The 16,188-nt window shown below is 64.2% G+C and carries 12 protein-coding genes and 1 tRNA gene; 6 read left to right on the top strand and 7 right to left on the bottom strand.

Features of this window, described 5'->3' with window-relative positions; all coding sequences use genetic code 11:
- Positions 1-145: 145 nt before the first annotated feature.
- The 7 genes from lon to KY496_RS04000 form a co-directional block, all read right to left on the bottom strand.
- Positions 146-2,560 (bottom strand): endopeptidase La, encoded by a 2,415-nt coding sequence (gene lon, locus KY496_RS04030; RefSeq protein ID WP_005671142.1) that lies wholly within the window; start codon positions 2,558-2,560, stop codon positions 146-148.
- A 272-nt stretch (positions 2,561-2,832) separates the two neighbouring features.
- Positions 2,833-4,101, bottom strand: coding sequence for an ATP-dependent Clp protease ATP-binding subunit ClpX (clpX, locus tag KY496_RS04025; protein ID WP_184236437.1), 1,269 nt, complete (start codon positions 4,099-4,101; stop codon positions 2,833-2,835).
- A 182-nt stretch (positions 4,102-4,283) separates the two neighbouring features.
- Positions 4,284-4,907, bottom strand: a complete 624-nt coding sequence (gene clpP / locus KY496_RS04020) for an ATP-dependent Clp endopeptidase proteolytic subunit ClpP (RefSeq protein WP_005671146.1) — start codon at positions 4,905-4,907, stop codon at positions 4,284-4,286.
- Positions 4,908-4,977: 70 nt separating this feature from the next.
- Complete coding sequence (gene tig / locus KY496_RS04015) at positions 4,978-6,318, bottom strand: trigger factor (RefSeq protein WP_005671148.1); 1,341 nt, start codon at positions 6,316-6,318, stop codon at positions 4,978-4,980.
- 31 nt (positions 6,319-6,349) lie between these two features.
- Positions 6,350-6,436, bottom strand: a tRNA-Leu gene (locus KY496_RS04010).
- Positions 6,437-6,678: 242 nt separating this feature from the next.
- Positions 6,679-9,768: an efflux RND transporter permease subunit gene (locus tag KY496_RS04005; protein WP_219863981.1), complete on the bottom strand. Its 3,090-nt coding sequence runs from the start codon at positions 9,766-9,768 to the stop codon at positions 6,679-6,681.
- Positions 9,765-10,904 (bottom strand): efflux RND transporter periplasmic adaptor subunit, encoded by a 1,140-nt coding sequence (locus tag KY496_RS04000; RefSeq protein ID WP_219863980.1) that lies wholly within the window; start codon positions 10,902-10,904, stop codon positions 9,765-9,767. Before KY496_RS04000 ends, KY496_RS04005 begins: the two co-directional genes overlap by 4 nt.
- Before the next feature lie 142 nt (positions 10,905-11,046).
- On the opposite strand from KY496_RS04000, the gene hpnC reads away from it, so the two are divergent.
- From hpnC to KY496_RS03970, 6 genes are all read left to right on the top strand, one after another.
- Positions 11,047-11,856 (top strand): squalene synthase HpnC, encoded by an 810-nt coding sequence (gene hpnC / locus KY496_RS03995; protein ID WP_219863979.1) that lies wholly within the window; start codon positions 11,047-11,049, stop codon positions 11,854-11,856.
- Positions 11,857-11,964: 108 nt separating this feature from the next.
- Entirely contained in the window at positions 11,965-12,798 is an 834-nt protein-coding gene (gene hpnD, locus KY496_RS03990; RefSeq protein ID WP_219863978.1) for a presqualene diphosphate synthase HpnD, read from the top strand.
- The gene (hpnE, locus tag KY496_RS03985; RefSeq protein WP_219863977.1) at positions 12,785-14,194 is read left to right on the top strand and encodes a hydroxysqualene dehydroxylase HpnE; all 1,410 of its coding nucleotides are present in this window, start codon (positions 12,785-12,787) and stop codon (positions 14,192-14,194) included. The genes hpnD and hpnE overlap by 14 nt, the downstream gene beginning before the upstream one ends.
- Positions 14,195-14,225: 31 nt before the next feature.
- Positions 14,226-14,375 carry a hypothetical protein gene (locus tag KY496_RS03980; RefSeq protein WP_177185558.1) on the top strand — a complete coding sequence of 50 codons (150 nt, stop codon included), beginning with the start codon at positions 14,226-14,228 and terminating at the stop codon, positions 14,373-14,375.
- 17 nt (positions 14,376-14,392) lie between these two features.
- Entirely contained in the window at positions 14,393-15,190 is a 798-nt protein-coding gene (locus KY496_RS03975) for a DUF1700 domain-containing protein (RefSeq protein WP_005671164.1), read from the top strand.
- 19 nt (positions 15,191-15,209) lie between these two features.
- Positions 15,210-16,004: a GIN domain-containing protein gene (locus KY496_RS03970; RefSeq protein WP_229520410.1), complete on the top strand. Its 795-nt coding sequence runs from the start codon at positions 15,210-15,212 to the stop codon at positions 16,002-16,004.
- Positions 16,005-16,188 lie beyond the last annotated feature (184 nt).

Genomic DNA, 16,188 nt, shown 5'->3' with positions numbered 1-16,188 from the left:
TATTAAACAAGGGCAACATAGGGATGTCAAGCGAGGCGGGTCGAGGGCGGCTTCGGTCGATCGGCAACGGCGCCCGTCAATACAGGCGGTACGGGCAAAAAAACAGGCGCCGCATGGCGCCTGTTTCGTGAACTGCTTGCAGTGTTTAGTGCTTGACCACTTCGCCCTGCCCTTCGCTCGGGGCCGGCGCCACGGCGACCGCAGGCACATCGGACAGCGCTTCCGGCTGGCGTTCCAGCGCCACCTCGAGGACCTTTTCGATCCAGCGCACCGGCACGATCTCGAGCTTGTTCTTGACGTTGTCCGGGATCTCGGCCAGGTCCTTCACGTTCTGCTCGGGGATCAGGACCGTCTTGATGCCGCCGCGATGCGCCGCCAGCAGCTTCTCTTTCAGGCCGCCGATCGGCAGCACCTCGCCGCGCAGCGTGATCTCGCCCGTCATCGCCACGTCGGCGCGCACCGGGATGCCGGTGAAGGCCGAGACCAGCGCGGTCGTCATGCCGATGCCGGCGGACGGACCGTCCTTCGGCGTCGCGCCTTCCGGCACGTGGATGTGGATGTCGGTCTTCTCGAACACTTCGTTCTTGATGCCGAAGCGCTGTGCGCGCGAACGCACCACGGTGCGGGCGGCCTCGATCGATTCCTTCATCACGTCGCCCAGCGTGCCGGTGCGGATGATGCCGCCCTTGCCCGGGACATTGACCGCTTCGATGGTCAACAGGTCGCCGCCGACCTCGGTCCAGGCCAGGCCGACCACCTGGCCGATCTGGTTGTCCTTCTCGGCCACGCCGAAGTCGTAGCGGCGCACGCCCAGGAATTTATCCAGGTTCTTGGCGCTCACGATCACGCGCTTCTCGGCCGCGGTCGAACCCTTTTTCAGCAGCAGCATCTTGACCACCTTGCGGCAGATCTTCGACACTTCGCGCTCGAGCGAGCGCACGCCGGCTTCACGGGTGTAGTAGCGGATGATGTCGCGGATCGCCGACTCTTCGACCTTGATCTCGTCTTCCTTCAGGCCGTTGTTCTTCATCTGCTTCGGCAGCAGGTAGCGCTGGGCGATCGAGGTCTTCTCGTCTTCGGTGTAACCCGACAGGCGAATGACTTCCATCCGGTCCAGCAGCGCCGGCGGGATGTTGAACGAGTTCGAGGTCGCCACGAACATCACGTCCGACAGGTCGAAGTCGACTTCCAGGTAGTGGTCCGAGAAGGTGTGGTTCTGTTCCGGGTCCAGCACCTCGAGCAGGGCCGACGACGGGTCGCCACGGAAGTCCGCGCCCATCTTGTCGATCTCGTCGAGCAGGAACAGCGGATTGCGCACGCCGACCTTGGCCAGCGACTGCAGCACCTTGCCCGGCATCGAGCCGATATAGGTGCGGCGGTGGCCGCGGATCTCGGCTTCGTCGCGCACGCCGCCCAGCGCCATGCGCACGAACTTGCGGTTCGTGGCGCGGGCGATCGACTGACCCAAGGACGTCTTACCAACACCAGGAGGACCGACGAAGCACAGGATCGGCGCCTTCAGCTTGTCGACGCGCTGCTGCACCGCGAGGTATTCCAGGATGCGTTCCTTAATCTTGTCGAGGCCATAGTGGTCCTGCTCGAGCACGTTCTGGGCGTTCTCGAGATCGGCGGTGACCTTCGACTTCTTCTTCCATGGCAGCGACACCAGGGTATCGATGTAGTTGCGCACCACGGTGGCTTCGGCCGACATCGGCGACATCAGCTTGAGCTTGCGAATCTCGGCCTGGGCTTTTTCCAGGGCTTCCTTCGGCATCTTGGCGGCGATGACTTTCTTTTCGAGCTCCTCGATGTCGGCGCCCTCTTCGCCTTCGCCCAGTTCCTTCTGGATCGCCTTGACCTGCTCGTTCAGGTAGTACTCGCGCTGCGATTTCTCCATCTGGCGCTTGACGCGGCCACGGATGCGCTTCTCGACCTGCAGGATGTCCAGTTCGCCTTCCAGCTGGCCGAGCAGATGCTCCAGGCGCTTGGCGACGTTGAAGATCTCGAGGATCACCTGCTTTTGCTCGAGCTTGAGCGGCAGGTGGGCGGCGACGGTATCGGCCAGGCGGCCGGCGTCGTCGATGCCGGCCAGCGAAGCCAGGATCTCGGGCGGAATCTTTTTATTTAGTTTGACGTACTGGTCGAACTGCTGGACGATCGCACGGCGCATCGCTTCGACTTCGGAATCGTCGCCGATTTCCGAATTGAGCGGCGTGAGGTCGGCCACGAAATGGGTGGCGCCATCGGTAATATTATCGATGCGCGCGCGCTGGGAACCTTCCACCAGCACCTTCACGGTGCCGTCCGGGAGTTTCAGCATTTGCAGAATATTGGCCACGCAGCCGATCTCGTAGATGTCCGCGGCTGAGGGTTCGTCCTTGGCGGCGGCCTTCTGGGCAGCCAGCATGATGCTCTTGCCCTGCTCCATTGCGGCTTCGAGCGCCTTGATGGATTTTGGACGGCCGACGAACAGAGGTATCACCATATGCGGGAACACAACCACATCGCGCAACGGCAGAAGCGGCAGCGTCGTTTGCTCGGTTAATTTCGAAGTTGTCATGGCATACCTTATAGAAAGCGTGTTGCTGAACTTGGGCGCTGGGCAGTGAAAACACAAGGGCCACCCAGCGAAAATATTTTCTACAAGTAAAAAAATTTCAACTTGCCGAAGAATATAGCCGTTCTAATAAAAGCGCCGTTAAAAACGAAAAAGCCACCGCGCGGCGCGCCGCGAGTGGCTTTTCGATTGAAGCCGAAGTCTTTTATTGAGATTGATTGTACCTAGTTAAGTCCGCACGGCAAGCCTTTTTGTAGCGTGCGTGCGCGCTTTTTTCAGTTCTCTCCCGATGCCTTCGCGGTTTCGCTATAAATCAGCAAAGGTTTCGCGCCATTCGTGATCGTATTTTCATCGATGACGACTTTCACGACATTCTGCTGGCTTGGCAATTCATACATCACGTCCAGCAGCGCGTGTTCGAGGATCGAACGCAGGCCGCGTGCGCCGGTCTTGCGCGCCAGCGCCTTCTTGGCGATCGCGTGCAGGGCGGCGGGACGGATTTCCAGCTCGGCGCCTTCCATCTCGAGCAGCTTCGAATACTGCTTGATCAGGGCGTTCTTCGGCTCGACCAGGATCTGGATCAGCGCTTCCTCGGTCAGCTCGGAGAGTGCGGCGACCACCGGCAGGCGGCCGACCAGCTCGGGGATGAGACCGAACTTGATCAAATCTTCCGGCTCGGCTTCGAGCAGGATCTCGGCGTTGTAATCGTCGTTCTGGCTCTTGACCGTGGCGCCGAAACCGATGCCGCTCTTGATCGAACGGTTCTGGATCACCTTGGCCAGGCCGTCGAAGGCGCCGCCGCAGATGAACATGATGTTGGTCGTGTCGATCTGCACGAAGTCCTGGTTCGGATGCTTGCGGCCACCCTGCGGCGGCACCGACGCCATCGTGCCCTCGATCAGCTTGAGCAGCGCCTGCTGCACGCCTTCGCCCGAGACGTCGCGGGTGATCGATGGGTTGTCGGACTTGCGCGAAATCTTGTCGATCTCGTCGATGTAGACGATGCCGCGCTGCGCCTTTTCGACTTCATAGTTGCAGCTCTGCAGCAGCTTCTGGATGATGTTCTCGACGTCCTCGCCGACATAACCGGCTTCGGTCAGCGTGGTCGCGTCGGCGATCACGAACGGCACGTTGAGCATGCGCGCCAGGGTCTGGGCCAGCAGGGTCTTGCCGGAGCCGGTCGGGCCCACGAGCAGAATATTGCTCTTGGCCAGTTCGACTTCGTCTTTCTTGCCCAGGTGCTTGAGGCGCTTGTAATGGTTGTACACCGCCACCGACAGGATACGCTTGGCCGTTTGCTGGCCGATCACGTACTGGTCGAGCAGTTCGGTGATTTCGTGTGGCGTCGGCAGGTCGGACTTGGCGCCCGCCACCGTTTCGACGTTCGACGTTTCATCGCGGATGATGTCGTTGCACAGGTCGATGCATTCATCGCAGATGAACACCGACGGTCCCGCGATCAGCTTCTTGACTTCGTGCTGGCTCTTTCCGCAGAAGGAGCAGTACAGAAGTTTTTCGCCGCTGGAGGATTTTTTGTCTGACATGGGGGCAGGACTCTATTGAATTGCTGTGAATATAACGCTTATACACGTACGCAACAAGTGCGAATGTTACACGCTGACGAGGCAGCGCAACTTGTGCACGTACGAACATGCTACCCGAAATAAAAAACAAACGCCCGAACGTGATCGCGTCCGGGCGTTTTTTTCCAACACCTCTAAGAGGTTCAGGCTTGGCCGCGGCTGGTCAGGACCTTGTCGATCATGCCATATTCGACGGATTCTTCCGCGGACATGAAGCGGTCGCGGTCGGTATCCTTGTGGATCTGCTCGATGCTCTGGCCGGTGTTGTCGGCCATGATGCGCGCCAGGCGCTCGCGCAGGTACAGGATTTCCTTGGCCTGGATTTCGATATCCGACGCCATGCCCTGCGATCCGCCCGATGGCTGGTGGATCATGACGCGCGAGTTCGGCAGCGAGAAGCGCTTGCCCTTGGCGCCGGCGGCCAGCAGGAAGGCGCCCATCGAGGCGGCCAGACCCGTGCACAGGGTCGAGACGTCGGGCTTGATGAAGTTCATCGTGTCGAAGATCGCCAGCCCCGCCGAGACGGAACCGCCCGGGGAATTAATGTAGAGCGAAATATCCTTGTCAGGATTTTCACTTTCCAGGAACAGCATCTGGGCGACGATCAGGTTCGCCATCTGGTCGTTGACAGGACCGACCAGGAAGATCACGCGCTCCTTCAAGAGGCGCGAATAGATGTCATAGGCGCGCTCGCCGCGGCCACTCTGTTCGATCACCATCGGCACCATGCCGAGTGCTTGTGTATCCAATGCCGGATTACGAATCATACCTGTCTCGTTCCTTATAAAGAGGCCATTGAAAAAAATGCCGGCCCTGGAGGCCGGCAAGTTCGATTCTTTAGGCCTGTGGGACGCTGCCCATCAGTTCATCGAAAGCGATGGTCGTGGTCGACACTTTCGCCTTGCCGAGTACATAGTTGACGACGTTTTCTTCCAATACAAGAGCTTCGACTTCACCCAGGCGACGACGGTCGCTGAAGTAGTACTTCAGGACTTCTTTCGGATCTTCGTAGCTTTGCGAGAAGTCTTCGATCTGGGCCTTCACCTGCTCTTGGGTAGCTTGCAGGTTGTTGTCGGCGACCAGTTGCGACAGGATCAGGCCCAGGCGCACGCGGCGCTCTGCCTTGTCCTTGAACATCTCGGCCGGGAATGGCAGCTTGGACACGTCCATGCCGCGCTGCGCCATGTCCTGGCGGGTCATTTCGGCCAGGCGCTCCGAATCTTGCTCGATCATGACTTGCGGCACGTCCAGTTCGGTCGACTTGACCAGGGCGTCCATCACGGCTTCCTTGTTACGTGCTTTGACACGGGCGCGCACTTCGCGTTCCAGGTTGACCTTGATGTCTTCGCGCATTTTGTCGATCGAGCCGTCTTCGATGCCCAGCGATTGGGCGAATTCGGCGTCGACTTCCGGCAGGTGCGCCCACTCCAGGGCTTTCAGGGTGATCGTGAACTCGGCGGTCTTGCCGGCCACGTCCTTGCCATGGTAATCCTCCGGGAAGGCCAGCGGGAAGGTCTTGCTTTCGCCGACTTTCAGGCCCACGGTCGCGGCTTCGAATTCCGGCAGCATGCGGCCTTCGCCCAGCACGAAGGCGTAGTCTTCCGCCTTGCCGCCAGCGAATTCGACGCCGTCCAGGGTGCCGACGAAGTCGACGGTCACGCGGTCGCCATTGGCAGCCACGGCTTCGCCGCCGGTGCCGTGCTCGCCTGCCTCACCCTTGGTGTGGTAGTGCACGCGCTGCTTGCGCAGGATGTCGATGGTCTTGTCGATCTCGACGTCGCTGACGTCGGTCGAAACGGTTTCGACTTCGACGGCAGCCAGGTCGCCGATCACGACTTCCGGGTACACTTCGAAGGTGGCGTCGAAGGACAGGGTGCCTTCAGGCGCATCTTGCTTCGGTTCGATTTTCGGGAAACCGGCAACGCGCAGTTCGTTCTCGACGGCGGCGTCGTTGAAAGCGCGGCCGACCTTGTCGTTCAGCACGTCGGTTTCGATCTGGTAGCCGTACTGGGCAGCAACCATCTTCAGGGGCACTTTACCTGGACGGAAGCCCGGCGCGCGGGCCGTCTTGGCCTGCTGTTTCAGGCGCTTTTCGACTTCGGTACGGACGTCAGCGACCGGAAAAGAGATCGTCAAGCGACGCTCGAGTTTACCCAGGGTTTCGACTGCAGTTGCCATTGTAAAAATCGTCCAAAAAAATAATTATTCGTGGTGCGAGGAGGGGGACTCGAACCCCCACACCATTGCTGGCGTCAGGACCTAAACCTGGTGCGTCTACCAATTTCGCCATCCTCGCTCAGGATTGCATAATTGCCACAAAAACAAAGGACGACCGACAGTGAAACCGGCCGCCCTGCACTCCAATGTTTAGGGGCTACAACTTCAAACGATTATTTTACTGGAATTTCTGACACTATTGGGCATCATTTTTAGGAGTGCGGGGTATCGCGCAATGAATCTTGCAGCTCATTCGTATATCGGACGCGTGGACGGCGAACCTCCCACCCTGCCCCGTCCACCCTGCCCCGCCCACGCCAGTCACGACTCCGGCTTCTTGACGCGGAACCAGGTCGCATACAAGGCCGGCAAGAACAGCAAGGTCAACGCCGTGGCCACGATCAGGCCGCCCATGATCGCCACCGCCATCGGCCCCCAGAACGTCGACCTCGACAGCGGGATCATGGCCAGCGCCGCGGCGGCGGCCGTCAACAGGATCGGCCGGCAACGCCGCACCGCCGATTCCACGATCGCATCCCATGGATGGCTGCCATTCGCGATGTCGTGCTCGATCTGGTCGACCAGGATCACCGAGTTGCGGATGATCATCCCGAACAGCGCGATCACGCCAAGATTGGCGACGAAGCCGAACGGCCGGTCCAGGATCAGGAGCGCCATCGCCGCACCCGCCACGCCCAGCGGACCGGTGAGGAACACCAGCAGCGAACGCGAGAAGCTGTGCAGCTGCAGCATCAGCAAGGTAAAGGTGATGAACAGCACCAGCGGCACATTGGCCATGATCGAGGCCTCCGCCTCGGAGCTGTCGGCTGCGGCGCCCTCCACCGTCACGCGGTAGCCGGCCGGCAACTTGGACCGGATATCGGCGAGTTTGGCATCGACCTGGTCGGTCACGGTCGGCCCCTGGATGCCCTCCACCACGTCGGACTGCACCATGATCGCCCACTCGCGGCCCTCGCGCCAGACCACGCCCGGCTCCCACACGAACTGCACCCGCGCGACCTGGCTGATGGTGACGGCGCGTCCGCCGGCGGTCGGCACCAGGGCTTCCTGCAAGCGGGTGATGGTCGAACGCTCTTCCAGCGGCTGGCGCACCACCATGTCGATCAGGCGGTTCGATTCGCGGAACTGGCCGATCGGGGTGCCGCTCAGGGTGGTCTGCACCACGCGCCGCACCTGTTGCGAGGTCACGCCCAGCGCGCGCAGCTTGTCCTGGTCGAGGTCCAGGCGCAGCACCTTGACCGATTCGTTCCAGTTGTCGTTCACGCCCAGCGTGTTCGGGTTGGCGGCCATCACTTCCTTGACCTGGTCGGCGATGGTCCGCACCATGCCGATGTCCGGCCCCAGCACCTGGAACTGCACCGGGTACGGCACCGGCGGCCCGTTCGGCAGCAGTTTCACGCGACCGCGCACCTCGGGGAAGTCGGCCTTGAACACCTCGATGATCTTCATGCGCAGGCGCTCGCGCGCTTCCGCATCGACGGGCAGCACCACCAGCTGCGAGACGTTCGACTGCGGGAAGATCTGGTCCAGCGGCAGGTAGAAGCGCGGACTGCCGGTGCCGACGTAGCTCGTCACGCTCTGCACCCCCTCCTGCTTCGCCAGGAAGGCCTCGAAGCGCTTCACGACGGCTTCGTTGGCGGCGAAGCTGGTGCCTTCGGGCGACCACATTTCCACCATCAGCTCGGGGCGGCTCGAATCCGGGAAGAACTGCTTCTCGATGAAATTGAAGCCGAACACGCCCAGCGCGAACACGCCCAGGCTCAGCGCGATCGTGGTTTTTCTCCACTCGACGCAGCGGTTCACCAGGCGCCGGAAGCGCTGGTAGCCGGGCGTGTCGAACACGTCGTGATGACCGCCCTCGCCGGCAGCATGCGGCTTCACCTTCAACAGCAGGAAGCCGATGTACGGGGTGAAAGTCACCGCCACCACCCACGAAATCAGCAGCGCCAGCCCGTTCACCGAGAACATCGTAAACGTGTACTCCCCGGCGGCCGATTCGGCCAGGCCGATCGGCAGGAAGCCCGCCGCCGTGATCAGGGTGCCGGTCAGCATCGGCATCGCGGTCGAGGTATAGGCGAAGGTGGCCGCCTCGAAGCGAGACAGACCCTCTTCCATCTTGCGCACCATCATCTCCACCGCGATGATGGCGTCGTCCACCAGGAGGCCCAGGGCGATGATCAGGGCGCCCAGCGAAATCTTGTGCAGCGAAATGTCCAGCATGCGCATGAACAGGAAGGTGATCGCCAGCACCAGCGGGATCGACAGCGCCACCACCAGGCCCGGATACACGTCCACGCGCCACTTCGGCTTGGTATGCAGGCCCAGGGCCAGGAAGGACACGATCAGCACGATCACCACCGCCTCGATCAGCACCTTGACGAACTCGCCGACCGAGGCCGTCACCGCCTGCGGCTGGTCGGCCACCCGTTCGAGCTCGATGCCGACCGGGAGCTGGGAGCGGGTGCGCGCCACCGTCTCGCTCAAGCCTTCGCCCATGGTGATGATGTTGCCGCCCTTTTGCATCGACACGCCCAGGCCGATCACTTCCTTGCCGTTGAAGCGCATCTTCTCCGCCGGCGGATCCTGGTAGCCGCGCTTGACGGTGGCGAAGTCGCCCAGGCGGAAGGTGGTGCCGCCGGCGCGCAATTGCAGGTCCTCGATCTGGCCCAGCGTGCGCAGCGCGCCCGTCACCCGCACCTGCAGGTTGTCGCTCGGCGTCACCAGCACGCCACTGGCTTCGATCTCGTTCTGGGTCGCGATCTGGTTGACGATCTGCTCGAACGGCACGCCCAACTGGGCGAACTTCTTGCTCGAGAACTCGATGTACACCTTCTCGTCCTGCACCCCGAACTGCTCGACCTTGGCCACCAGCGGCACGCGCAGCAGCTGCTGGCGCACGAAGTCGGCATAGTCGCGCATCTCGGCGTAGGTGAAGCCGTCGCCCGACAGCGCGAAGATGGAGCCGTAGGTGTCGCCGAATTCATCGTTGAAGAACGGTCCGATCACGCCCTGCGGCAGGGTGCCGGCGATATCGCCGATCTTCTTGCGCACCTGGTACCAGGCCGGCGAGGTCTCGGACGGCGGCGTCGATTCGCGCAGTTCGAGGATGATGGTGGTCTCGCCCGGCTTGGAAAAGCTGCGGATGGTATGGATGTAGGGCGTCTCCTGGAGCTTGCGTTCCAGCGGGTCGGTCACCTGCTCGGCCATCTGCAGCGCGGTGGCGCCCGGCCACACGGCGCGCACCACCATCGCGCGGAAGGTGAAGGGCGGATCCTCGTCCTGGCCCAGCTCGAAGTAACTGAGGATCCCGAACAGCATGCAGGCGGCGATCAGGAAACGCGTGAGCGGAATGTGCTCCAGCGCCCAGCGCGACAGGTTGAAGCCCTTCATTTGCGGCCCTCGCCGGATACGAGCGCCTCGGTATCGGCGCGGCGCGAGACGTCGGCGGTGAGGATGCGCACCTTCTGGCCATTCTTCAGCAGGTTGACGCCGGCGGTGACGACTTTCTGGCCGGCGGCGACCTGGCCCGCGACCAGCACGTCATTGCGCACCTGTCCGACCACCTGCACCGGCACCAGCTTGACGGCGCCGTTCTCGACGACCCAGACGGCGCTGGCGCCCTTCTGCTGCACCAGCGCGGTCAAGGGCAGGCGCAGGCCGGCCGCGCCATTGCCGCTCGTCGCCAGTTCGACGGTCGCGGTCATGCCCAGCCGTACTTCGGCGCTCTCGGGAATCGCCACTTTCACCGTATAGGTACGGGTGGCAGGATCGGCCACCGGCGACACCTCGCGGATCTTGCCGGGGATCGCCACGGCCTCGTTGGCCCACAGGCGCACGGTGACGTCGCTGGCCGCGCGCAGCTGACCGACCTTGTCTTCGGGGATGCCGATCACCACTTCCTTCTCGACCGTGCGCGCCACGCGCACCACCGGGCTGCCCGGTTGCACCACCTGCCCCACTTCGGCCTCGATGGCGGTCACCACGCCGTCGGCGTCGGCCGTCAGGCTCGTATAGTTGGACTGGTTGGCCTGGCCGCGCAGGCCGGCGCGGGCGGCGTCGACATTGGCCTGGGCCGCCTTCAGGGCGCTCTGCTTGGTGTCGAGCACGGCCTGGCTGACGAAATTCTGGGCGCGCAGGTCGACGTGGCGCTTGTAGTCGGCGCGCGCCAGATCGCGCTCGGTCTCGGCCGCGCGCAGGGTGGCCCTGGCCTGGGTTTCGGCCAGGCGCAGGTCTTGCGGGTCGAGCCGCATCAGCACGTCGCCGCGCCTGACCGTGGCGCCGACGTCCACCTTGCGCTCGACGATCTTGCCGCCGACCCGGAAACCGAGCTGCGACTCGTAGCGCGGGCGCACGTCGCCGGAGAACTCCAGGCGCTCACCCGCGCTATCGACGGCCAGGGTAGTCACGCGCACCGGACGCACGTCTTCGGGCGGCGGGGCGGGCTTGGAACAGGCGAGGAGCGCGGCGGCGGCAAGCGGCGCCAGCACGGCCGCGCGCAGGGCGGAAGAAGAAAATCGGGAAAACACAGTGGCAATCCTTTGGCTGATCTTGCGGCGTCTCGGGCCGGAGCTGGCTGCGCATGAGGGGTACATAAGCGCCAGTTTGTATTCCAGCAATTATAATCATGCAAATAGATAAATCAGATGACTTTAGAGTCATCCGTCCAAAATGGCCGTAGACCACTACGAAAACTTTCCTGTCGCCTCGATCCTGCTGCCGCGCCGCCTGGTGCCGGCGGTCGAGGCGATCTATGCCTTCGCGCGCAGCGCCGACGACCTGGCCGACGAAGGCCATGCCACGCCGGATGAGCGGCTGGCCGCCCTTGAAGCCTACGAACGTGAATTGGACCTGATCGATGTCGGCGCGACGTCGTCGCATCCGATGTTCGCCCGCCTGGCCGGCGTCGTCGCCCAGTATCGCCTGCCGCTGGACCCGATGCGCGACCTGCTGTCGGCCTTCAAGCAGGACGTCGTCACCCAGCGCTATGCCGACTATGCCAGCCTGCTCGATTACTGCCGTCGCTCGGCCGATCCGGTCGGGCGCCTGATGCTGGCGCTGTACGGCGCCGACGACGCCGATAATCTGCGCGACGCCGACGCCATCTGCAGCGCGCTGCAGCTGACGAACTTCTTGCAGGACGTGGCGATCGACCTCGAGAAGGGCCGCATTTATCTTCCGCTGGAGGACCTGGCGCGCTTCAAGGTGAGCGAGGCGGCGCTGCGCGCCGGCACGGTCGACGCCCCGTTCCAGGCCCTGATGCGCTTCGAGGTCGAGCGCACCCGCGCGCTGATGCTGTCCGGCGCTCCGCTGGCCAAGCGCCTGCCGGGCCGGATCGGCTGGGAGCTGCGGATGGTGGTCCAGGGCGGCCTGCGCATCCTCGACCGCATCGAACAGGCCGGCTACGACGTGTTCCGGCGCCGTCCGGTGCTGTCGGCGCCCGACTGGTTCATGGTCGGCTGGGGCGCATTACGTATGTAATAACCCTTCGGGCAACCCCGATTTCACGTTCATCGGATAAGATAGCGGATTGACAGCGCGCCGGGACCCGATCCGGCCGCGCCCCGACCAGCATTTCACGACGATTTCATGTCTCCAGACGAATACTGCCAGCAAAAGACCGTCCAGAGCGGCTCCAGTTTCTACTACAGCTTCCTGTTTCTTCCGCCCGAGCGCCGGCGCGCGATCACGGCGCTGTACGCCTTCTGCCGCGAAGTCGACGACACCGTCGACGAGGCCACCGACGGCTCGGTGGCGCGCATCAAGCTGGCCTGGTGGCGCACCGAGGTCTCGAAGATGTATTTGGGCACCCCGACCCACCCGGTGATGCTGGCCCTGCAGCCGCACGTCGCCACCTATCAACTGGAAGAAAAACACCTGCTGGCCATCGTCGACGGCATGGAGATGGACCTCGACCAGAGCCGCTACCTCGACTACCCCGGCCTGCAGCGCTATTGCTGGCACGTGGCGGGCGTGGTCGGCATCCTGTCGGCCAGCATCTTCGGCTACACCAATCCGCAGACCCTGGCCTACGCCGAAAAGCTCGGCCTGGCGTTCCAGCTGACGAACATCATCCGCGACGTCGGCGACGATGCGCGCAAGGGCCGCATCTACCTGCCGGTCAACGACCTGCAGCAGTTCGGCGTCACCGCCAACGACCTGCTCAAGCTGCAGCACAGCGAGAAGTTCGAAGCGCTGATGCGCTTCCAGGCCGAGCGCGCGCAAACCATCTACGACGAGGCCCTGGCCCTGCTGCCGAAGGAAGACCGGCGCGCCCAGCGTCCCGGCCTGATGATGGCCGCCATCTACCGCACCCTGCTGGACGAAATCCAGCGCGACGGTTTCCACGTGCTCAACCAGCGCATCTCGCTCACGCCGCTGCGCAAACTGTGGCTGGCGTGGAAGACCTATGTCCGCACCTAGCATGCGGGTCGCGGTTGCCGGCGGCGGCTGGGCCGGCTGCGCGGCGGCGGTCGAGCTGGCGCGCCAGGGCTGCCAGGTGACCTTGTACGAGGCTGCGCGCAGCCTGGGCGGGCGGGCGCGCGGCGTCGAAGTGCGCGGCGTGGAACTGGACAATGGCCAGCACATCCTGCTGGGCGCCTACCGCGCATCGCTGCGCCTGATGAAACAGGTGGGCGTCGACGAAAAGACAGCATTCCTGCGCCTGCCGGTCCAGATGCGCTATCCCGCGGGGGGCGACGGCATGGACTTCGCCGCGCCACGCCTGCCGGCGCCGCTGCACCTGGCGTTCGCCCTGCTGCGCGCCAAGGGCCTCGAGCGCGCCGACAAGCTGGCCCTGGCCCGCTTCAACAGCGCCGGGCGCTGGATGGGCTGGCAGCTGAACGACGACTGCACGGTGCTCGAGCTGCTCGAGCGTTTCGACCAGACCGAACGACTGACACGCTTGATGTGGCGCCCGCTGTGCATCGCGGCCCTGAACACGCCGCCGGAACGCGCCTCGGCCAATGTGTTCCTGGCGGTGCTGCGCGACAGCCTGGGCGCCAGCCGGCGCGCGGCCTCCGACATGCTGCTGCCGCGCCTGCCGATGGGGGCGCTGTTCCCGAAACCGGCCGGCGCCTGGCTCGAGCGCCAGGGTCATGCCGTGCGCCTGGGCGTGAAGGTCGCGGGCATCAAGCGCGAGGGCGACGGCTGGCAGGTGGAGCCCGGCGGCGACCTGCCGGCCGAGCGCTTCGACGCCGTGGTGCTGGCCACGCCGGCGCCGGTGAGCGCCGCGCTGCTGGCGGGGCTCACCGAAGCCGCCGAGGTGGCCGGCCTGCTCGCGGCCTTCACCCACGAACCGATCGCCACCTGCTACCTGCAATACGCGCCCGGCACCCGGCTCGCGCTGCCGTTCTACGCGCTGCTGGACGACCCTGCGGCACACCGCTGGGGCCAGTTCGTGTTCGACCGCGCCCAGCTGGATGCGGCCCAGGACGGCCTGCTGGCGGTGGTGGTCAGCGCCGCCGGCGACGCGGCGAACCTGCCGCGCGAGCAGCTGGCAGCAGCCATCGCCTCTCAACTGGCCCAGGATTTCGGACGGCCGGAACTGGCGAATCCGACCTGGACCCAGCTGATCACCGAGAAACGCGCGACCTTCAGCTGCACACCCGGACTAGTGCGGCCAGGCAACACCACCGCCCTGCCCGGCCTGGTGCTGGCCGGCGACTACACGGCCAGCGACTACCCGGCCACCCTGGAAACGGCGGTGCGCAGCGGCCAGGCGGCGGCGACGGCCATCCGTGCCTACGGCGCCCTGCCCCGCGAAAAGCGCAGCCTGTCGCACACCCATGGCGCCGCATCAGGCGATTCCGTAAGGTAGCAGCATCAAAAACCGTCTTATGGAAATGACTATGAAACCCCGTCTCGGCCTGCACGCCGTTGCCATCCTTGCCATCGTGGCGCTGAGCACCCTGGTGCTGGTCAAGCCAGAACTGATCGGCGGCTCGGCGCATGCGACCGTCCTGGCGATCGGCTCGATCCCGGCCCTCGGCCACCATTGACGGAGCGCCGCAACGACATGGGCAAGCTGGAATACCTCGACGCGCTCAAGCGGGCCCTGATGGGCCTGCCACCGGAAACCCAGGCCAGAACCCTGGCCTGGTACGAGCAGCGTTTCGTCGACGGGAGCGCCGCCGGCCGGCCGGAACACGAGGTGGCCGCCGAGCTGGGCGATCCGCGCCAGGTCGCGGTGACCCTGCGCACCAGCGCCCACCTGGCCGACCTCAAGGATGGCAATAAAGACAAGAAACCATCTGGCAATGTCGCGCGCACCGTCGTCTCGGGCATCGGCCTGTTGATTTTTAATCTGTTCATGCTGATCCCGGCCGCGGTGTTCGCGTCGCTCTTGATGTCGCTCTACCTGTCCGCCTTCGGCGTCTACGTCTCGGGCATCGCCGTGACCGCCAGCGGACTGGCCGGCTCGAACGAACTGATCCTGAGCGCCCCGCTGACGCGCATGGTGATCAGCGACGATGGCGAGCCGGTCGAGTCGCAGACCCGGGTCACAATCGGCGCCAACGGCATCCATGTGTTCGACGAACCGGCGCCTGCTCTTGAAGAGGACAACCCCGAGACGCGCACCGAGCGCGACGACCGCAACTCGCGCTTCATGCGCGGGGCCGAGGCGGTGGCGGAGCGCAAGATCCAGATCACGACCGAGATGGACCCCGGCTCGCGCAGCACGCAAGTGGCCTTCGGCTGCGCGCTGATCCTGGGCGGCATCGCGCTGTTCCTGCTGTCGATCGTCCTCACCAAATACACGCTGCTGGGCATCCGCCGCTACGTGAACATGAACCTGTCGCTGCTGAAGGGATAAGGACACCATGCGCGCCTTGATGAAAATCGGACTCGCCCTGCTGCTGCTGGCCGCCGTGCTGGTGGCGCTGAGCTACAGCATGCTGCGCGCCAACGGCACCACCAGCATCACGGAGCGCCGCGCTGTGTCGCAGGACACCCGCAGCGTGCCTTCCGGCGTCGAGGTCGTCGAACTCGACGGCCCGATCGACCTGAACCTGCGCTACGGCGCCACGCCTGCGCTGCAAGTGAGCGGCGAGCAGCGCATGCTGGGCAATGTCGAGGTGACGGGCGACGGCAACGTGCTGCGCATCGGCATCCGCGGCATGGTGCTGCGCCACCGCGAACCGCTGGTGGTCGACCTGACCTTGCCGGCCCTGAGTTCGGTCCGGATCGACGGCAGCGGCGACAGCAGCATCAACGGCTTCTCGGGCGACGAGATCGAGGTGCAGTTGAATGGATCGGGCAGCGTGCGCTTCAACGGACGCTTCCGCACCGCCAAGGTGGGCCTGACCGGCAGCGGCGACCTGGACGTGAATGGCGGCGCCGCCATGGACCGGGTCGAGACACGCCTGATGGGATCGGGCCGGATCACCGTGGTCGGCACCGCGCGCGAGCTCGACGCCAGCACCACCGGCTCGGGGCACCTCGACGCCGAGCACCTGCGCGCCGAGGAGGTCACGGTGAGCCAGAGCGGCTCGGGCGACAGTGCGGTGCAGGCGCGCAGCAAGGTGAAGGTGTCGCTCAGCGGCAGCGGCGATGTCGAGGTGTATGGGAATCCGGGGGAGCGCAGTATCAGCCGGGCGGGGAGCGGGAGCGTGAGTTATCACGATTAGCCGGCTGAACTACCCTGGAGTTAAGCCGAAGCGCCTTCCGAAGTCAGCATGAAAACGTCGTTCCCCCGGAGGCGAGCTTTTGGGCTGGCGGCTGCTCACACTTGGGTTCCCGCCTGCGCGGGAACGACGTGGTTTGCCCTATGAAGTGGCTTGTTTCAAGTTCCCGAAATTATTCCGGACACTA

The sequence above is a fragment of the Massilia sp. NP310 genome (assembly GCF_019443485.1).
In the GTDB taxonomy this organism is placed as follows: domain Bacteria; phylum Pseudomonadota; class Gammaproteobacteria; order Burkholderiales; family Burkholderiaceae_D; genus Telluria; species Telluria timonae.
Note: the sequence above shows the minus strand (reverse complement) of the source record. Positions and strands in the feature narration are given on the sequence as shown.

Coding starts and splice junctions, on each gene's coding strand:
- KY496_RS03970 (WP_229520410.1), top strand. CDS start 15,210: ATGAAAATCGGACTCGCCCTGCTGCTGCTGGCCGCCGTGCTGGTGGCG.
- hpnD (WP_219863978.1), top strand. CDS start 11,965: ATGTCTCCAGACGAATACTGCCAGCAAAAGACCGTCCAGAGCGGCTCC.
- tig (WP_005671148.1), bottom strand. CDS start 6,318: ATGGCAACTGCAGTCGAAACCCTGGGTAAACTCGAGCGTCGCTTGACG.
- hpnE (WP_219863977.1), top strand. CDS start 12,785: ATGTCCGCACCTAGCATGCGGGTCGCGGTTGCCGGCGGCGGCTGGGCC.
- clpX (WP_184236437.1), bottom strand. CDS start 4,101: ATGTCAGACAAAAAATCCTCCAGCGGCGAAAAACTTCTGTACTGCTCC.
- lon (WP_005671142.1), bottom strand. CDS start 2,560: ATGACAACTTCGAAATTAACCGAGCAAACGACGCTGCCGCTTCTGCCG.
- hpnC (WP_219863979.1), top strand. CDS start 11,047: ATGGCCGTAGACCACTACGAAAACTTTCCTGTCGCCTCGATCCTGCTG.
- KY496_RS03975 (WP_005671164.1), top strand. CDS start 14,393: ATGGGCAAGCTGGAATACCTCGACGCGCTCAAGCGGGCCCTGATGGGC.
- KY496_RS03980 (WP_177185558.1), top strand. CDS start 14,226: ATGAAACCCCGTCTCGGCCTGCACGCCGTTGCCATCCTTGCCATCGTG.
- clpP (WP_005671146.1), bottom strand. CDS start 4,907: ATGATTCGTAATCCGGCATTGGATACACAAGCACTCGGCATGGTGCCG.
- KY496_RS04005 (WP_219863981.1), bottom strand. CDS start 9,768: ATGAAGGGCTTCAACCTGTCGCGCTGGGCGCTGGAGCACATTCCGCTC.